At 67.3% G+C, this 16,040-nt stretch carries 13 protein-coding genes; all 13 read left to right on the top strand.

The window, feature by feature from the left end; genetic code table 11:
- The first annotated feature begins 8 nt into the window (after nucleotides 1-8).
- The gene (locus CWC60_RS02415; RefSeq protein ID WP_109796323.1) at nucleotides 9-1,115 is read left to right on the top strand and encodes a glycosyltransferase family protein; all 1,107 of its coding nucleotides are present in this window, start codon (nucleotides 9-11) and stop codon (nucleotides 1,113-1,115) included.
- Nucleotides 1,112-1,624 carry a hypothetical protein gene (locus CWC60_RS02410; RefSeq protein ID WP_109796324.1) on the top strand — a complete coding sequence of 171 codons (513 nt, stop codon included), beginning with the start codon at nucleotides 1,112-1,114 and terminating at the stop codon, nucleotides 1,622-1,624. Before CWC60_RS02415 ends, CWC60_RS02410 begins: the two co-directional genes overlap by 4 nt.
- Nucleotides 1,625-3,523 (top strand): ABC transporter ATP-binding protein, encoded by a 1,899-nt coding sequence (locus CWC60_RS02405; protein ID WP_109792468.1) that lies wholly within the window; start codon nucleotides 1,625-1,627, stop codon nucleotides 3,521-3,523.
- A complete protein-coding gene (locus CWC60_RS02400; RefSeq protein WP_109792467.1) occupies nucleotides 3,520-5,433 on the top strand; it encodes an ABC transporter substrate-binding protein in 1,914 nt (637 codons plus the stop codon). Before CWC60_RS02405 ends, CWC60_RS02400 begins: the two co-directional genes overlap by 4 nt.
- Before the next feature lie 20 nt (nucleotides 5,434-5,453).
- Entirely contained in the window at nucleotides 5,454-6,479 is a 1,026-nt protein-coding gene (locus CWC60_RS02395) for an ABC transporter permease (RefSeq protein WP_109792466.1), read from the top strand.
- The gene (locus CWC60_RS02390; RefSeq protein ID WP_109792465.1) at nucleotides 6,476-7,645 is read left to right on the top strand and encodes an ABC transporter permease; all 1,170 of its coding nucleotides are present in this window, start codon (nucleotides 6,476-6,478) and stop codon (nucleotides 7,643-7,645) included. Before CWC60_RS02395 ends, CWC60_RS02390 begins: the two co-directional genes overlap by 4 nt.
- Nucleotides 7,646-7,663: 18 nt before the next feature.
- On the top strand, nucleotides 7,664-9,553 hold the full coding sequence (gene asnB, locus CWC60_RS02385) for an asparagine synthase (glutamine-hydrolyzing) (protein ID WP_109792464.1): 1,890 nt from the start codon (nucleotides 7,664-7,666) through the stop codon (nucleotides 9,551-9,553).
- 11 nt (nucleotides 9,554-9,564) lie between these two features.
- A complete protein-coding gene (locus tag CWC60_RS02380) occupies nucleotides 9,565-10,401 on the top strand; it encodes a class I SAM-dependent methyltransferase (protein ID WP_109792463.1) in 837 nt (278 codons plus the stop codon).
- Nucleotides 10,398-11,120 carry a DUF1194 domain-containing protein gene (locus CWC60_RS02375; protein WP_164516326.1) on the top strand — a complete coding sequence of 241 codons (723 nt, stop codon included), beginning with the start codon at nucleotides 10,398-10,400 and terminating at the stop codon, nucleotides 11,118-11,120. Before CWC60_RS02380 ends, CWC60_RS02375 begins: the two co-directional genes overlap by 4 nt.
- Entirely contained in the window at nucleotides 11,113-11,961 is an 849-nt protein-coding gene (locus CWC60_RS02370) for a 50S ribosomal protein L11 methyltransferase (protein WP_109792461.1), read from the top strand. Before CWC60_RS02375 ends, CWC60_RS02370 begins: the two co-directional genes overlap by 8 nt.
- A complete protein-coding gene (locus CWC60_RS02365; RefSeq protein WP_109792460.1) occupies nucleotides 11,958-13,724 on the top strand; it encodes an aminopeptidase P family protein in 1,767 nt (588 codons plus the stop codon). Before CWC60_RS02370 ends, CWC60_RS02365 begins: the two co-directional genes overlap by 4 nt.
- 135 nt (nucleotides 13,725-13,859) lie before the next feature.
- Complete coding sequence (locus tag CWC60_RS02360) at nucleotides 13,860-14,618, top strand: SDR family NAD(P)-dependent oxidoreductase (RefSeq protein WP_109792459.1); 759 nt, start codon at nucleotides 13,860-13,862, stop codon at nucleotides 14,616-14,618.
- A 42-nt stretch (nucleotides 14,619-14,660) separates the two neighbouring features.
- Nucleotides 14,661-15,863, top strand: coding sequence for a CaiB/BaiF CoA transferase family protein (locus CWC60_RS02355; RefSeq protein WP_109792458.1), 1,203 nt, complete (start codon nucleotides 14,661-14,663; stop codon nucleotides 15,861-15,863).
- The last annotated feature ends 177 nt before the right edge of the window (nucleotides 15,864-16,040 follow it).

The following is a 16,040-nucleotide window of genomic DNA, read 5'->3' as shown; positions in this document are numbered from 1 at the left end:
ATCGGGTCATGATCCATGTCCAGCACCTGCTGGGCGTCGGCCATCTGAAGCGCATGGCCATGCTGGCCGGCGCCCTGGCCGAGCACGGCGCGGCGGTCACCCTGGTTTCCGGCGGGCCGCCCGCGCCCCAGATCGCGCTGCCGTCCGACGTCGAGTTCCGCCAGTTGCCGCCGGTTCGGGCGAAGGACCTGCGGTTCTCCGGCCTGATCGATGGGGAGGGGCGGGACGTCGACGACGAGTTTCTCGGCCGCCGCCGCGACAAACTGCTGGCGATCTTCGAAGAACGCCGGCCCGACATTCTGGTGATCGAACTTTTTCCGCTCGGCCGCCGCCAGCTTCGCTTCGAACTGCTGGCGCTGCTCGACCAGGCGCAAGGGCGCTGCCGGACCATCGCCTGCTCGGTCCGGGACATCGTCAACCGCCGCCCCGCTCGGGAGTCCGAAGCGCTGGCCTGGCTGCAGCAGTATTTCAACCTGCTGCTGGTCCATGGCGATGCCCGATTGACGCCGATCGTCGACAGCGTACCGGGGATCGGCGCTTTCCGGGGACGAATCGTGCACACCGGATATCTTGCGGAGCCCATGCCGGGGCCGGCCGGCGAGGGCGAAATTCTGGTCTCGGCCGGTGGCGGGGCATCAGGGGAGCGGCTGTTCGAGGCTGCGGTCGGGGCCTCGGCGTTGCTGCGCGGCAAGGTTCCGTACCGCTGGCGGTTCCGGCATGGCGCGGGAACGCCGTCCGCGCGGTTGAAGGAATGGCGGGCGGCGGCCGCATCGGGTTCGGTCTTCGAATCAGTGGCGCCGGATTTCCGAGCCCGTCTGCGCGGGGCGGTGCTTTCGGTGTCCCAACTGGGTTACAACACGGCCGTAGATCTTATGCAGTGCGGAACCCGGGCTGTGGTCGTACCGTTCGAAGGCGAGAGCGAGACCGAACAGCTGCGCCGGGCGGCGGCGCTGGCGCCCTTCGGGCTGCGCGTGGTGCATGAATCCGGCCTGGCTGCGCCGGCGCTCGCCGCCGCCGTCCGGACAGCGCTGTCGGCTCCGGCGCCGGTCTTCGCGGGCGCCGTCGATCTGGACGGGCTGACGTGCGCCGCCGAGACCCTTCTGGCGCGCCAATGACCCAAGGGGCAGGGGAATACCGCTATCCGCCGCGGGCGCTTCGCGGAGACTATCTCAGGGCGGTGATCGGCCTCACAGTCTTTGCCGGTCCGGCATTGTTTGTCCCACTTTCTTCTGTCATGGTCTGGCTGCTCGGTGCACTTGGCCTTCTTTTTGCTGGGTTTGCGGTCAGGACGGTGGCGCGGCAGTTGAGCGTCACGATCGTCGATGCGGAGGCGGTCCGTCAGCGCGGTCCGCTGGCGAGGTCGGTGCGATGGGACGAGTTGGACGAGGTGACGTTGAGATTTTATTCAACCTGGCGCGATAGAACGTCGGGGTGGATGCAATTGAACATCAAGGGGGGCGGCGCAGCGATACGCGTGGATTCGGCGATGCAGGACTTCGACCGGTTGGCCGAAGCGGCCTTTTCCGCCGCCGCGGAGCGCGGAATCGGTTTTGACGCCATGACACGGCAGAATGCGGGCGCCATGGGCTTGGACCTTCCCGAACAGGTTGGGGGACCGTTCTGAATGAGCACGAACGTGCTGCGCGTGCGCGACCTGAAGGTCGAGTTCCATGTATCCGAAGGCGTGATCAGGGCGGTCGACGGCGTCTCCTTCCGGGTGCCCCAGGGCAAGACGGTCGCGCTGGTCGGCGAATCGGGCTCGGGCAAGACGGTCATTTCCCAGGCGATCATGGGCATCCTGCCCAAGGCCGCGCGCATCGATCAGGGCGAGATCCTGCTGTTCGATCCCGAGAAGCCGGGCAGCTTCGTCGACATCACCAAGCTGAAACGCGACGGCGCCCAGATGCGGCGGCTGCGCGGCTCCAAGGTCTCGATCGTGTTCCAGGAGCCGATGACCAGCCTGTCGCCGCTGCACACCGTCGGCGACCAGGTGTCGGAGGCGCTGCGCCTGCACAATGAGAAGGGCGAAAAGTACGCCCGCGAGGTGTCCGAGGAAATGCTGGGCCTGGTCGGCTTTCCCGATCCGGCCAAGGCGATGCGGACCTATCCGTTCGAGCTGTCCGGCGGCCTGCGCCAGCGCGCGGTGATCGCCATGGCGCTGGTTTGCCGGCCGGCGCTGCTGATCGCCGACGAGCCGACGACCGCGCTGGACGTGACCATCCAGGCGCAGATCCTGAAGCTGATGAACGATCTTCAGGCAGAACTGAAGATGGCCATCCTGATGATCACCCACGATCTGGGGGTGGTCGCCAACATGGCCGACGAGATCGTCGTCATGTACCACGGACGGGTGATGGAGCGGGGGACGCTGCACGATATCTTCGACGCCCCCGAGCACCCCTATCTGAAGGCGCTGCTCCGCGCCGTGCCGCGCTTCGACATGGAGCCTGGCGAGCGCCTCGTCCCGATCCGGGAGATCAAGACCAAGGTCGGCAGCAAGCTTATGGAGAAGAAGGCGCACTGGCCCACGGACCAGGCCGATTCCGACAAGCCGATGCTGCAGGTCAAGGGACTTTCCAAGAGCTTCGCCATCAAGAAGAGCGGCGTTCTGACCTCCAAGGAGGCCGCCCGCGTGCTGGCCGTCGAGGATGTCAGCTTTCACATCAAACGCGGCGAATGCCTGGGCCTGGTCGGCGAGTCGGGCTGCGGCAAGACCACGACCTCGAAGGTTCTGATGCGCGCGCTCAGCCCGGACAGCGGCGAGGTCACCTTCAACGACCGCGGCAACATGGTCGACGTGCTGAGCCTGAAGGGGAAGGGGCTCTTCGACTACCGCCGGAAGGTCCAGTTCATGTTCCAGGACCCGTTCAGCTCGCTCAATCCGCGCATGACGGTCCTGGACATCATTTCCGAACCCCTGGTGATCCACAAGGTCTGCGCCAAGGAGGAGCGGGTCGAGCGGGTGCGCGAACTGATGAACCTTGTCGGCCTGGACGAGCGCTTCCTGCGCCGCTATCCGCACAGCTTCTCCGGCGGCCAGCGCCAGCGCATCGGCATCGCCCGCGCGCTCGCGCTGCAGCCCGAACTGCTGATCTGCGACGAACCCGTTTCCGCCCTCGACGTGTCCATCCAGGCGCAGGTGCTCAACCTGCTGAAGGATCTGAAGGAAGAGCTGGGGCTGACTTACCTGTTCATCTCCCACAACCTCGCCGTCATCGACTACATGGCCGACCGGATCGCCGTGATGTGCCAGGGGCGGCTGGTGGAGACGGCCGAACGCCAGACCCTGTTCAACAACCCCATCCACCCCTACACGCGCGCGCTGCTCAACGCGGTGCCGAAGCCCGATCCCGACGAACGGCTCGACCTGACGGCGCTCATGGAGGGCAAGGCCTCGATCCCTTCGGAGTGGCCGCGGCCCTTCACCGTCGATGGTTCGACCGAGCTCGAGCTGATCGACATCGGCGGCGGACACTGGGTCCGCGCGGCGCGCACCGCCGATATCAGGGAGATCGCGGCATGATCCGATGGCTCGCAGCCTTGTTCGTCGGGCTCAGCGCGGTCACCGGCGCGGCGGCAGAGAGCTACATCGAAACCCCGTGGTTCGAGCAGCAGGTCGAGTCCCGCGAACTGCCGCCGGTCAATGAGCGGCTGCCGGACGAGCCACTGGTGGTCAGCTATGGCCAGAACAGGTCTGCCGGCCTGCATGGCGGCGATCTCAACATCCTGATCCCGCGCGACCGCTATCTGCGCCACATGGTAGTCTACAGCTACGCCCGGCTGGTCGGCTATGATCGGAACTACGATTTCGTCGCCGACATCGCGAAGGACTTCACGGTCGAGGAAGGCCGCATCTTCACCTTCCACCTGCGCCGCGGACACAAGTGGTCCGACGGTCATCCGCTGACGTCGGATGATTTCCGCTATTTCTGGGAGGATCTGGTCCTCAACGAGGAACTCAATCCCGGCGGCGTTCCGGCCTATCTGCAGGTCGAGGGGCATTCCCCGGTGGTGGAGTTCCCCGACAAATACACCGTCCGGTATACCTGGCCGGCGCCGAACCCGCAGTTCCTGCCGCGCCTCGCCGGCGCCTCGCCGCTGTTCATCTACCGGCCGGCCCACTACCTGAAGCAGTTCCACGTCAACCACGCCGATCCCGAAGAGCTGGCGCGCAAGGTGGAGGCGGCGCAGCGGCCCAACTGGGCCTCCCTGCACAACCGCCGCGACCGGATGTACCGCTTCGACAACATCGAACAGCCGACGCTGCAGCCCTGGAAGAACCGCACTGAAGACAAGTCGACGGGCCGCTTCGAGGGGGTGCGCAATCCCTACTTTCACAAGGTCGACGAGAACGGCCGGCAGCTTCCCTATCTGGACCGCATGATCCTGACCGTCGCCTCGCCGGCGCTGATTCCGGCCCAGGCCGGCTCCGGTCAGACCGATCTGCAGGCGCTGGGGATCCGGCTGGTGGACTGGACCTTCCTGAAGGAGGCCGAGGACCGCGGCAATTACGACGTCTACGCCTGGGAGACGGCCATGGGCGCGGAAATGGCTCTGTTCCCCAACCTCAACTACGGGGATCCATACTACCGAGAGCTGCTCCGCGACGTCCGGTTCCGCCGCGCCCTCTCCCTCGCCATCGACCGGGAACTGATCAACGAGGTGATCTATTTCGGCGATGCGCGGGAACAGAACAACACCGTGCTGCCGCGCAGCCGCCTTTATGAAAAGAGCTACGCCAAACGCTGGGCGGAATACGACCCCGAGCGCGCAAACGCACTGCTCGACGAACTCGGCCTGACGGAACGGAGCGGCGGCATCCGCCTGCTGCCCGACGGGCGCAAGCTGGAAGTGATCGTCGAGACTTCGGGCGAGGATCCGCAGCAGATCGACATCCTGGAACTGATCGGCGAGACCTGGCGCGAAGTCGGCGTGAAGCTGTTCATCAAGCCCTCGCAGCGCGACACCTTCCGCAACCGCGTGTCCGCGGGCCTGGCGATGGTTTCGGTCTGGAACGGCATCCAGGCGGGCCTGGCCACGCCGGAGATGAGTCCCGAGGAACTGGCGCCGACCAGTCAGCTCGGCCTGCAGTGGCCGAAATGGGGACTGCATCACGAATCGGGCGGCACCATGGGCTCGCCGCCGGACATGGAATTGCCGTCGAAGCTTCTGGAGCTCTACAAGGACTGGAAGCTGTCGACCGACACCGCCGAGAAACGCCGCATCTGGCACGAGATGCTGGAGATCAACGTGGAGCAGGTCTACTCCATCGGCGTCGTCACCTCCGTACCGCAGCCGGTCGTGGTGCGCCGCGGCCTGCGCAATGTGCCGAAGAAGGGCGTCTACCACTGGGATCCGGGCGCCTATTTCGGCATCTACAATCCGGACACGTTCTGGTACGAGCCCGAATCCCTGCGCACCGCCGCCCGCTGAAGACGGAACGAGACCAGACGATGTTCACCTACATCATCCATCGCCTGCTGATCATGATCCCGACACTGGTCGTGATCTCGATCGTGACCTTCGTGATCATCCAGCTCCCCGAGGGCGACTACCTGTCGAACCTGGTCAAGGAACTGCAGGCCCAGGGCGAGGCCGCGGCGCTGGAGCGGGTCGAATTCCTGCGTCAGCAATACGGCCTCGATGAACCGGCCATCGTCCAGTACGGCATGTGGGTCGGGCTCTGGCCGGGGCCCAACGGCTTTGACGGCATCCTGCAGGGCAACTGGGGCTGGGCCTTCGAACAGGACCTGCCCGTGGCCGATGTGGTCGGCGACCGTCTGTTCCTGTCTATGCTGCTCAATTTCACCACGATCCTGTTCATCTACATCGTCTCGTTCCCGATCGGCGTCTATTCGGCGACAAGGCAGTACTCGATCGGCGACTACGGCTTCACCTTCCTCGGCTATCTCGGCCTGGCGACGCCGAACTTCCTGCTGGCGCTGATCATCATGTATTTCGGCAATCTCTGGTTCGGCGTCTCCATCGGCGGCCTGATGGACCCCGAATACCTCTCGGAGGGCTGGTCGCTCGGCAAGGCGGGTTCCGTGCTGGCGCATCTGGTGGCGCCGGTGATCGTCATCGGCACCGCAGGCACCGCCGGCATGATCCGGCGGCTGCGCGCCAACCTGCTGGACGAACTGCAGAAGCAGTATGTGGTGACTGCACGCGCCAAGGGCGTGCCGCCCGGCCGGCTGCTGATCAAGTACCCCGTGCGCATGGCGCTGAACCCGTTCATCGCCGACATCGGCAACCTGCTGCCCGCCGTCGTTTCCGGCTCGGCCATCGTCGCCGTGGTGATGCAGCTGCCGACGCTCGGCCCGATCCTGCTGCAATCGCTGCAGAGCCAGGATCAGTATCTTGCCGGCTCCATCCTGATGTTCCTGGCGTTCCTCACCGTGGTCGGCATGCTGATTTCCGACCTTCTTCTGGCGATGCTCGATCCCCGGATCCGGCTGGGCGGGGGCGTAGCGAAATGAGCGTTTCGGACTCCGAGGACAAGCTGCGTCACTGGGTCGACGATCAGCCCTTCGACCCCCAGTCGCGCGAGACGCTGACGCCGGAGCAGGAGAAATTCTACCTCGCCTCCCAGTGGCAGCTCATGTGGTGGAAGTTCCGCCGCCACAAGCTGGCGATGATCTCAGCCGCGGTGCTGGCGCTGTTCTACCTCTCGGTGCTGATGAGCGAATTCATCGCGCCCTACGACCTCAACACCCGCGATGCCAAGCACATCCTGGCGCCGCCGCAGACGATCCACTTGTTCCACGACGGCAGCTTCGTCGGTCCCTTCGTCTATGGTTACGACCTGGAGAAGGACGAGGTGATGCGTCAGCGCATCTACACACCCAGCCCGGAAAAAGTGCAGCCGCTGCGCTTTTTCTGTCTGGGCGACAGCTACGATTATTTCGGCCTCGTGCCCGGCAGCTTCCATTTCGTCTGCCCGGCCGAGGGCGGTTCGTTCTTTCTGCTCGGCACCGACCGGCTCGGACGCGACATCTTCAGCCGCATCGTCCATGGCGCGCGGATATCTCTCACCGTCGGTCTGTTCGGGATCACGCTGTCCTTCATCCTCGGCATCGTGATGGGCGGCATCTCCGGCTATTACGGCGGCTGGGTCGACAACATCATCCAGCGGATCATCGAGATGATCCGTTCCTTCCCCGAACTGCCTCTGTGGATGGCGCTGTCGGCGGCGCTGCCGGCCAACTGGTCGCCCTTGCTGATCTTCTTCGGCATCACGGTGATCCTGGCGCTGTTCGACTGGCCATCGCTGGCCCGCGCGGTCCGTTCCAAGCTGCTGGCGCTCCGCGAGGAGGACTTCACCGTGGCGGCCCAGCTCATGGGGGCGAGTCCGACCCGCGTCATCGGCCGCCACCTTCTGCCCAGCTTCATGAGCCACCTGATCGCCTCGGCGTCCCTCTCGATTCCGGCGATGATCCTGGGCGAGACAGCGCTTTCCTTCCTGGGCATCGGCCTGAGGCCGCCGATCACCTCCTGGGGCGTGCTGCTCAACGAGGCGCAGAACCTCAACGCCGTGGTGCTGACGCCCTGGCTGCTCTGGCCCATGGCGCCGGTGATCATCATCGTGCTGGCGTTCAACTTCATGGGCGACGGTCTGCGCGACGCCGCCGATCCCTACAAGTAGCGGCAAGGCAGGCGCAGCATGTGCGGTATCGCCGGCTGGTATCTGCCGGCCGGCTCCGCGCCCGGCGCCGCAGCGCTGAAGGCCATGACCGACCGGATCGCCCATCGCGGTCCGGACGGCGAGGGCGCGCTGCTGGCGACCAGTCCCGACGGCGCATGGCAGGGAGCGCTGGGTCACCGACGGCTGGCGATCATCGATCTCTCGACCGGCGACCAGCCAATGCATTACACCGCGCCCGACGGGCGGCGGCTGTCGATCGTCTTCAATGGCGAGGTCTACAATTTCCAGGCCCTGCGCACGGAACTGGCGGCGCTGGGCCACGCCTTCCGGACCACTTCCGACACCGAGGTCGTACTCGCGGCGCACGCCGAATGGGGACCGGGATCGGCAGAGCGGCTGCGGGGCATGTTCGCCCACATCATCTGGGAGCATGAGCAGGGCCGCATGACGGTCGTCCGCGACCGCTTCGGCAAGAAGCCCGTGTTCCTCGCGCGGCGGCCGGAGGGCGGATTCTACTGCGCTTCCGAGATCAAGGCGCTGCTGTCTGCGCCGGGTGTCGAGGCGCGGCTCGACCGCTCGGTTCTGCCGCATTACCTGAACTACCGTTACGTGCCCGGCCCGCATACCTTCTTCGAAGGGATCGAGAAGCTGCCGCCCGCGAGCATCGCCGTCTGCGAGGGCGGTGAAGTCACGGTCAGCCGTTACTGGACGACGCCGGACAGCCGGGTCGAGCCGCGCGCCGCCGGGGGCGATCCGGTAGCCGCCTTCATGGACAAGCTGCAGGAAGCCGTCTCACTGCGCATGATCGCCGATGTGCCCTTCGGCGCGTTCCTCTCGGGCGGCATCGACAGTTCGGCTATCGTCGCGCTGATGAGCCGGGTGAGCGGGCCGCCGGTCAACACCTTCTCCGTCGGCTTCGCCGAGGGCGAATACAGCGAACTCGGCTACGCCCGCCAGATCGCGGGGCAGTTCGGCACGCGCCATCACGAACTGGAGGTCTCGGCGGACACGCTGATGGACTGGCTGCCCGAGCTCATCGGCTTTCGCGATGCGCCGGTGGCCGAGCCCTCCGACATCCCCATTCACCTGCTGTCGGCCGAGGCCCGCAAGTCGGTGAAGATGGTGCTGACCGGCGAAGGCTCGGACGAGATCCTGGCCGGCTATCCGAAGCACCGCGCCGAGCGTCACGCTGCGCGTTATCACGCGCTGATGCCGGGCGTCCTGCATGAAGGCCTGGTCCGGCCCGTGGTCGCCGCGCTCCCCTACCGCTTCCGCCGCATCAAGACGCTGTTCGACAGTCTGTCGGAGCGGGATGTGCGCGACCGCTTCCCGCGTTGGTTCGGGGTGCTGGGGCCGAAGGCGCTGGCGCGGCTGCTGAAGGCCGGCATCGAACCGGCCGGGCTCGACCCCACCCCCTTCGAGGTCCGTGAAGGCGCGAGTCCGCTCCGGCGGCTGCAGCATTTCGATCAGACCTCCTGGCTGCCCGACAACCTGCTGGAGCGTGGCGACCGCATGACCATGGCGGCCTCGATCGAGGCGCGCATGCCCTTCATGGACCACGAACTGGCGGAACTGGTCGCCAGCCTGCCCGACGACTGCCGCATCCGCGGCGGCGAGGACAAATGGCTGCTGCGCGAAGGCATGCGCCGCATCCTGCCGCGCGAAATCCTGGAGCGGCCCAAGGTCGGTTTCCGCGTACCGGTGAACGAATGGTTCCGCACCACCATGCGCGACTGGGTGCGCGACCATCTTGCCGGGGCTGACAGCCGCTCGGCGGTGTTCTACGAAGGGACGGAGCTGGCCCGGATACTGGACGACCACGAACAGGGCCGTCAGAATCACGAAAAGCTGATCTGGACGCTCGTCACGCTGGAACTGTTCCTGCGCCGCTATGCCCTGAACCCCTGAGGCCCCGCCGGATGAACGAAGCTCAAGTCGCCGATTTCTGGGAGACGCACCCCTGCGGCGATCATCAGGTCGGCGGGCTGAAGGACGACTATCTCGACTTCTTCGACCGTTACGACGCCTTCCGCTACGCCAAGGAAGGCCACATCCTGGGCTGCCTCGACGCCATCGACTGGCGCGGCAAGAAGGTGCTGGAGATCGGCCTGGGGCAGGGCGCGGATTCCGAACAGATCATCCGCCGCGGCGGCGAATGGTCGGGTCTGGACCTGACCAACGAGGCCGTCGACCGAACCCGCACGCGCCTCGGCCTGCGCGGCCTGCCCTTCGACGAGATCAGGCAGGGTTCGATCCTGGACGCGCCCTATCCGGACGACAGCTTCGACATCATCTTCAGCCATGGCGTGCTGCACCACGTGCCGGATATTGCGACGGCCGAAAAGGAACTGCGCCGCCTGATCCGCGACGATGGCGAACTGGTGGTCATGATGTACGCGAAGTGGTCGCTGAACTACCTGCTGGCGATCGCCGTGCTGCGCCGCCTCGGGCTCGCTGCCATGATGACGATGGGCATGCGCGGCTCCGGCATCTACGCCGAGCACTACGACAACGCGAAACAGGCCGGGCTCGGCGAATATCTGAAGATGTCGAACTTTATCCACCGAAGTACCGACGGCGCCGGCAATCCCTACAGCAAGGTCTACGACCGCGCGGAACTGGAGAAGGACTTCCCCCATTTCCGCGTGACGCGGACCTACAAGCGCTTCATGTACGCGCCGCCCCTGCCGGTGACCAACTGGCCGGGCGGGCGTTTGATGGGATGGCATCTCTGGGCCCATCTGAAGCCCCGATGAGGCGGGCTGTCGGATGGCTGTCCGGTCTCGCGCTCCTTCTTGCCGCGCTTCCCGCGCCCGCCGCCGCGCAGGAGCGGATCGACATGGCGCTGGTGCTGTCGGTCGACACCTCGACCAGCGTCGACAATGGCGAATTCCGGCTGCAGATGGCGGGGCTGGCGACGGCCTTCCGCCATCCGTCGGTGCAATACGCCATCCTGACCGGCGCGCCGCGCGGCCTGGCGGTTACCCTGGTGCAGTGGTCGGGCGCCGGCGCCCAGGCGCAGGTCATCCCGTGGATTCTGATCCGGGAGCAGGCGGACGCCGACCGGCTCGCCAACCGCATTTCCGCGACCGGACGGCAGGTGGTCGGCGGCCGCACCGCGCTGGGCGAGGCCATGGCGCATGGCGTGGCCCTGCTGGCGGAGCTCGAGCACGCGGCACTGCGCCACGTCATCGACATTTCCGGCGATGGCGGCTCCAACGAAGGCCGGCTGCCGACCGAGGCGCGGGAACTGGCCCGCAGCGCCGGGGTGCAGATCAATGCCGTCGCCATCCTGAACGAGGAGCCGCGGCTGGATCACTATTTCCGCTCCGACGTCATCGTCGGCCCCGGGGCTTTTCTGGTCACGGCGACGGACTATGTCGATTTCGCCCGGGCCATCCGCCTGAAGCTGGTGCGGGAGATCCTGGGCACGCCCATCGCCTTCGAGGACAGCGGACGACGCCATTATGAATGACGGAACGGACGGCTACTGGCAGGCGGTGACGCTCACCGACCTGGCCAGCCTGGAGGACATCGACCGGGCGCTGGGCGAACTGCCGCTGTCGACGGCGGTGTTCCGCGCCGACGACGGACGCTGGCGCGTCGAGGCGATCCTGGATCACGAGCCCGCCGAATGGCCGCTGCCGGGCGAGACCACGATCCAGCCGCTGGTCGAGCAGGACTGGGTGGCCCAGTCGCAGGCCGCCTTGCCGGCCATCCGTATCGGCCGCTTCCACATCCGCGGCGGCTGGGACTCGCCGCCGCCAGCCGGGATCATCGACCTGGTGATCGAGGCCGGTCAGGCCTTCGGCACCGGCCGCCACGAAAGCACCTCGGGCTGTCTGACGCTGTTGCAGGGCGTCGCGCGCCGCCGCCCCATCTGCCGCGTGCTCGACGTCGGCACGGGGGCGGGCATTCTGGCCATCGCCGCGGCTCGCCTGACCGGCGCCGTCTGCACCGGCACCGACATCGATCGCCGCTCGGTCGAGGTGGCGCGCGAGAACGCCTGGATCAACGACGCCGCCCACCGCTGCCGCTTCGAAGTCGCCGACGGCGTCCGCCAGCGCTGGGTCGCGGCGCGCGGGCCCTATGACCTGGTCTTCGCCAACATCCTGGCGCGGCCGCTGGTCGACATGGCCGGCGGCATCGCCGCCCGGGTCGCGCCGGGCGGGGATCTGATCCTGGCGGGACTATTGACCCGGCAGATGCCGATGGTCATGTCACGCTATCGCATGGAAGGGCTGGTGCTGGCAGAGCACTGGCGTGAAAACGGCTGGAGCGCGCTGCGTCTCCACCGCCCGGGGGAGAGACGATGACGAAGCAACGGATCGGCCGGCTGCGGGCGGAACTGGCGGCGCAGCAGATCAACGGCTTCATCGTTCCGCGCAATGACGAGCATTTCGGCGAATGGGTGCCGGCCTCGGCCGAGCGCCTGGCCTGGCTGACCGGCTTCACCGGTTCCGCGGGTTTCGCCATCGTGCTGGACGACCGCGCCGCCGTTTTCGTCGATGGCCGCTATACCCTGCAGGTGCGCGACCAGGTCGACCTGGACCTCTTCGAGCCGCGCCACATCACCGAGGAGCCCGCGGGCGACTGGCTGCGGGAAGCGCTGAAGGCCGGGGACCGGCTGGGCTACGACCCCTGGCTGCACACGGAGGAAGGGCTGAAGCGCCTGGCGAAGGCCGCCGATGCCGCCGGGGCCGCGCTGGTTCCCGTGGACCGCAATCCGGTGGACGCCATCTGGACCGAACGCCCCGCCGCGCCCATGGCGCCGGTCGTGCCCCACGAAGACAGGTTCGCCGGCAGGCCGTCGGCCGAGAAGCGCGCGGAGATCGCCGCGGAACTGGCCGGGAAGGGCGTCGACGCCGCCGTGCTGACACTGCCGGAGTCCTTCGCCTGGCTGCTCAACATCCGCGGCGGCGACGTCCCCCGTACGCCGCTGCCGCTCGGTTTCGCCATTCTGCACGCCGACGCGGCGGTCGATCTCTACATGGCGCCGGAGAAGCTGTCGGACGCGACCATCGCGCATCTGGGCGGGGAGGTGCGCCGTCATGCGCCGGGCGACTTCCTGGACGGGCTCGATCGGCTGGCGGACAGGACCGTGCTGGTGGACAAGGCCACCGCCGTCGCCGCCGTCACCGAGCGCCTCGCCGCCGCGGGCGCGAAACTGGTCCGGGGGAGCGATCCCACCGCGCTGCCCAAGGCGCGCAAGAACGAAGCCGAGATCGCCGGCGCCCGCGCCGCCCATGTCCGCGACGGCGCGGCGGTGACGAAGTTCCTCGCCTGGCTGGACGCGCAGGCGCCGGGCACGGTCGACGAGATGACCGCGGCGGAGAAGCTGGAGGGCTACCGCCGCGAGGACAACCTGATGCGCGACCTGTCCTTCGATACCATTTCCGGCTCCGGCCCCAACGGCGCCATCGTCCACTACCGGGTGACCGAGGAGACCAACCGCACGCTGGGGGCGGGCGAGCTCTTCCTGGTCGATTCCGGCGCGCAGTATCTCGACGGCACCACCGACATCACCCGCACCGTCGCCATCGGCGAGCCCAGCGCCGAGATGCGGGAGCGCTTCACCCGTGTGCTCAAGGGCCATATCGCGCTGGCCACGGCGCGCTTCCCGAAGGGCACGACCGGCAGCCAGCTCGACACCCTGGCGCGCCTGCCGCTGTGGCAGGCGGGACTGGACTTCGACCACGGCACCGGCCACGGCGTCGGCAGCTATCTGTCGGTCCACGAGGGGCCGCAGCGCATCTCCAAGCTGCCGAACGCTGTCCCGCTCGAGCCCGGCATGATCGTCTCCAACGAGCCCGGCTACTACCGCACCGGCGAATACGGCATCCGCATCGAGAACCTGGTCACGGTGGTCGCGGTGGAGACGCCGGGCGGCGAGCGCGAGACCCTGGGCTTCGAGACCCTGACCCATGCGCCCATCGACCGCCGCCTGATCGACGCCGACCTGCTGACCGCGGCGGAGCGCGACTGGCTCAACGCCTATCACGCCGGGGTGCGCGAAAGGCTCGGCGCCCTCGATGCCGACACCGCCCACTGGCTGACCGAGGCGACGCGGCCGATCTGACCGGCTCCCCGGACCCCCGCACAGGGGGGCGGGGGTGACAGGGAATGCGTGCTCGGGGAGGCCCATCGAGGGACCCCCATGACAGCCGCGCGGCTTCCTGAAAGAATGGCGCGGTCAATCTCGGGGGAGGGGACCATGACCGCGAAACACATCATCGACATGTCCGGCAAGGTGGTGGTGATCACCGGCGGCAGCCGCGGGCTGGGCCGCGAGATGGCGCTGGGCTTCGCCGAGGCGGGGGCCGACCTGGTCATCGCCAGCCGCAAGCTGGAGAACTGCGAGGCCGTGGCCGACGAGATCCGCGCGCTGGGCCGGAAGGCGCTTCCGCTTGGCGTCCATGTCGCCGACTGGGAGGACTGCGACCGTCTCGCCGACGCCGCTTATGACGAATTCGGCAAGGTCGACGTGCTGATCAACAATGCCGGCATGTCGCCGATCTACGACCGCCCCGTCGGCATCACCGAGACGCTCTACGACAAGGTCCTCGATCTCAACCTGAAGGGGCCGTTCCGCCTGATGGCCAATATCGGCGAGCGCATGATCGCGGACGGCGGCGGCGCAATCGTCAATATCTCCTCGGTGGCCGCGATCCGGCCGAAGAAGAACATCATCACCTACGCCGCGGCCAAGGCGGGGCTGAACGCCATGACCGAGGCCATGGCCGACGCGCTGGGCCCGACCGTGCGGGTCAACTGCATCATGCCCGGCCCGTTCCTGACCGACATCTCGAAAGCCTGGGACATGGAAGCCTTCGAGGCGCGCGCGCGCAGCTCCATCGCGCTGCAGCGCGGCGGCAAGCCCGACGAGATCGTCGGCGCCGCGCTCTATCTCGCCTCCGAGCACGCCGGCTACACCACCGGCGCGATCATCCGTATCGACGGCGGCAGCCACTAGGCGCTAAACAGAAAACGCCAATCAGGAGAGGATCACCGCCCGATGTCCACCGACCCCCGCGCCTTCGACGGCGTCAACGTGCTCGACTTCACCCAGGGCATCGCCGGCCCGCACGCCACCATGCTGCTGGCCCAGCACGGCGCCAACGTGATCAAGGTGGAGCCGCCGGAGGGCGACTGGGGACGCGGGCTCGGCGCGGTCTATGGCGACCAGTGCGCCCATTCCATCGCCTTCAACCGCGGCAAGCGCTCGCTGGCCATGGACATGAAGAACCCGGACGCTCAAGGCGTCGCGCGCCGCATCGCCGAGAAGGCCGACGTCATCGTGGAGGCCTTCCGCCCCGGCGTGATGGCGAAATTCGGCCTCGGCTACGAGCAGGTGCGCGAATTCAACCCCGACGTCATCTACCTCTCGGTGACCGGCTTCGGCCAGCAGGGCCCCTATTCGAACCGGCCCGTGACCGACGCCGTGATCCAGGCCTATTCGGGGCTGATGACCGTCAACCGCGACAAGGACGGCCTGCCCCAGCGGCTCAACATGATCCCCGTCGACGTCATCACCGGCCTCTACGGCTTCCAGGCGCTGTCCACGGCGCTGATGCGCAAGTTCCGCTTCGGCGGGGGCTGTTACATCGACAACAACCTGATGCAGTCGGCCGCCGCCTTCCAGGCCGCCAAGATCATGGAGTTCCATCTGGAGAAGGGGCCGAGCCAGCCGCTCTACGTGCCCGTCGGCACCATGGAGACCACCGACGGCTTCATCAACATCACGGCGATGCGGGAGGCGCACTACCGCACCCTCTGCGACGTCATGGGCAAGCCGGAATGGAAGGACGACCCGCGCTTCGACAGCCGCGAGAAGCGCCTGGAGAACGAGGCCGTGCTGATGCCCATGATCCGGGAGGTCTTCGCCACCCGCTCCACCGCCGACTGGGCCGCGGCGCTGACCGAGGCCGGGCTGATGAACGCGCCCGTCCAGACCTATGGCGACCTGATGGCGAACGAGCACGTCAGGGCGGTCGAGGCCATCGCCTGGGTCGAGCACGCCCAGACCGGGACCGTGCCCATGCCGCACATTCCCGGCCAGCCGCGCATCGACGGCCCCGGCCCGTTCACCCGCGCGCCCGCCATCGGCGAGCACGGCGCGGCGATCCTGGGCGAATGGGGCTACTCGGACGCCGAGATCGCCGGCTTCCGGGCCAGCGGCGCGGTTGCGGGCGGGGAGTCAGCGGTCGCGGCGGAGTAGGGGGATTCTCACCTAGTGGATTGAACCCGACAGTGGAGTCCCGATGGGGATTCCCCTTGTCGGCTTTGCGTGCGAGTCTGCGGCATGCGCACGGGTATCAGCTTCGAAGTTTCTCCGGATGACCGCTCTCGTCTCGAGGCGCTCGTCCGGGATCGGAACGCCCCTCAGAACCATGTC

Origin of the sequence: Minwuia thermotolerans, assembly GCF_002924445.1 — a bacterium.
Lineage (GTDB): Bacteria > Pseudomonadota > Alphaproteobacteria > Minwuiales > Minwuiaceae > Minwuia > Minwuia thermotolerans.
This window is presented reverse-complemented; position numbering and strand designations above follow the sequence as displayed.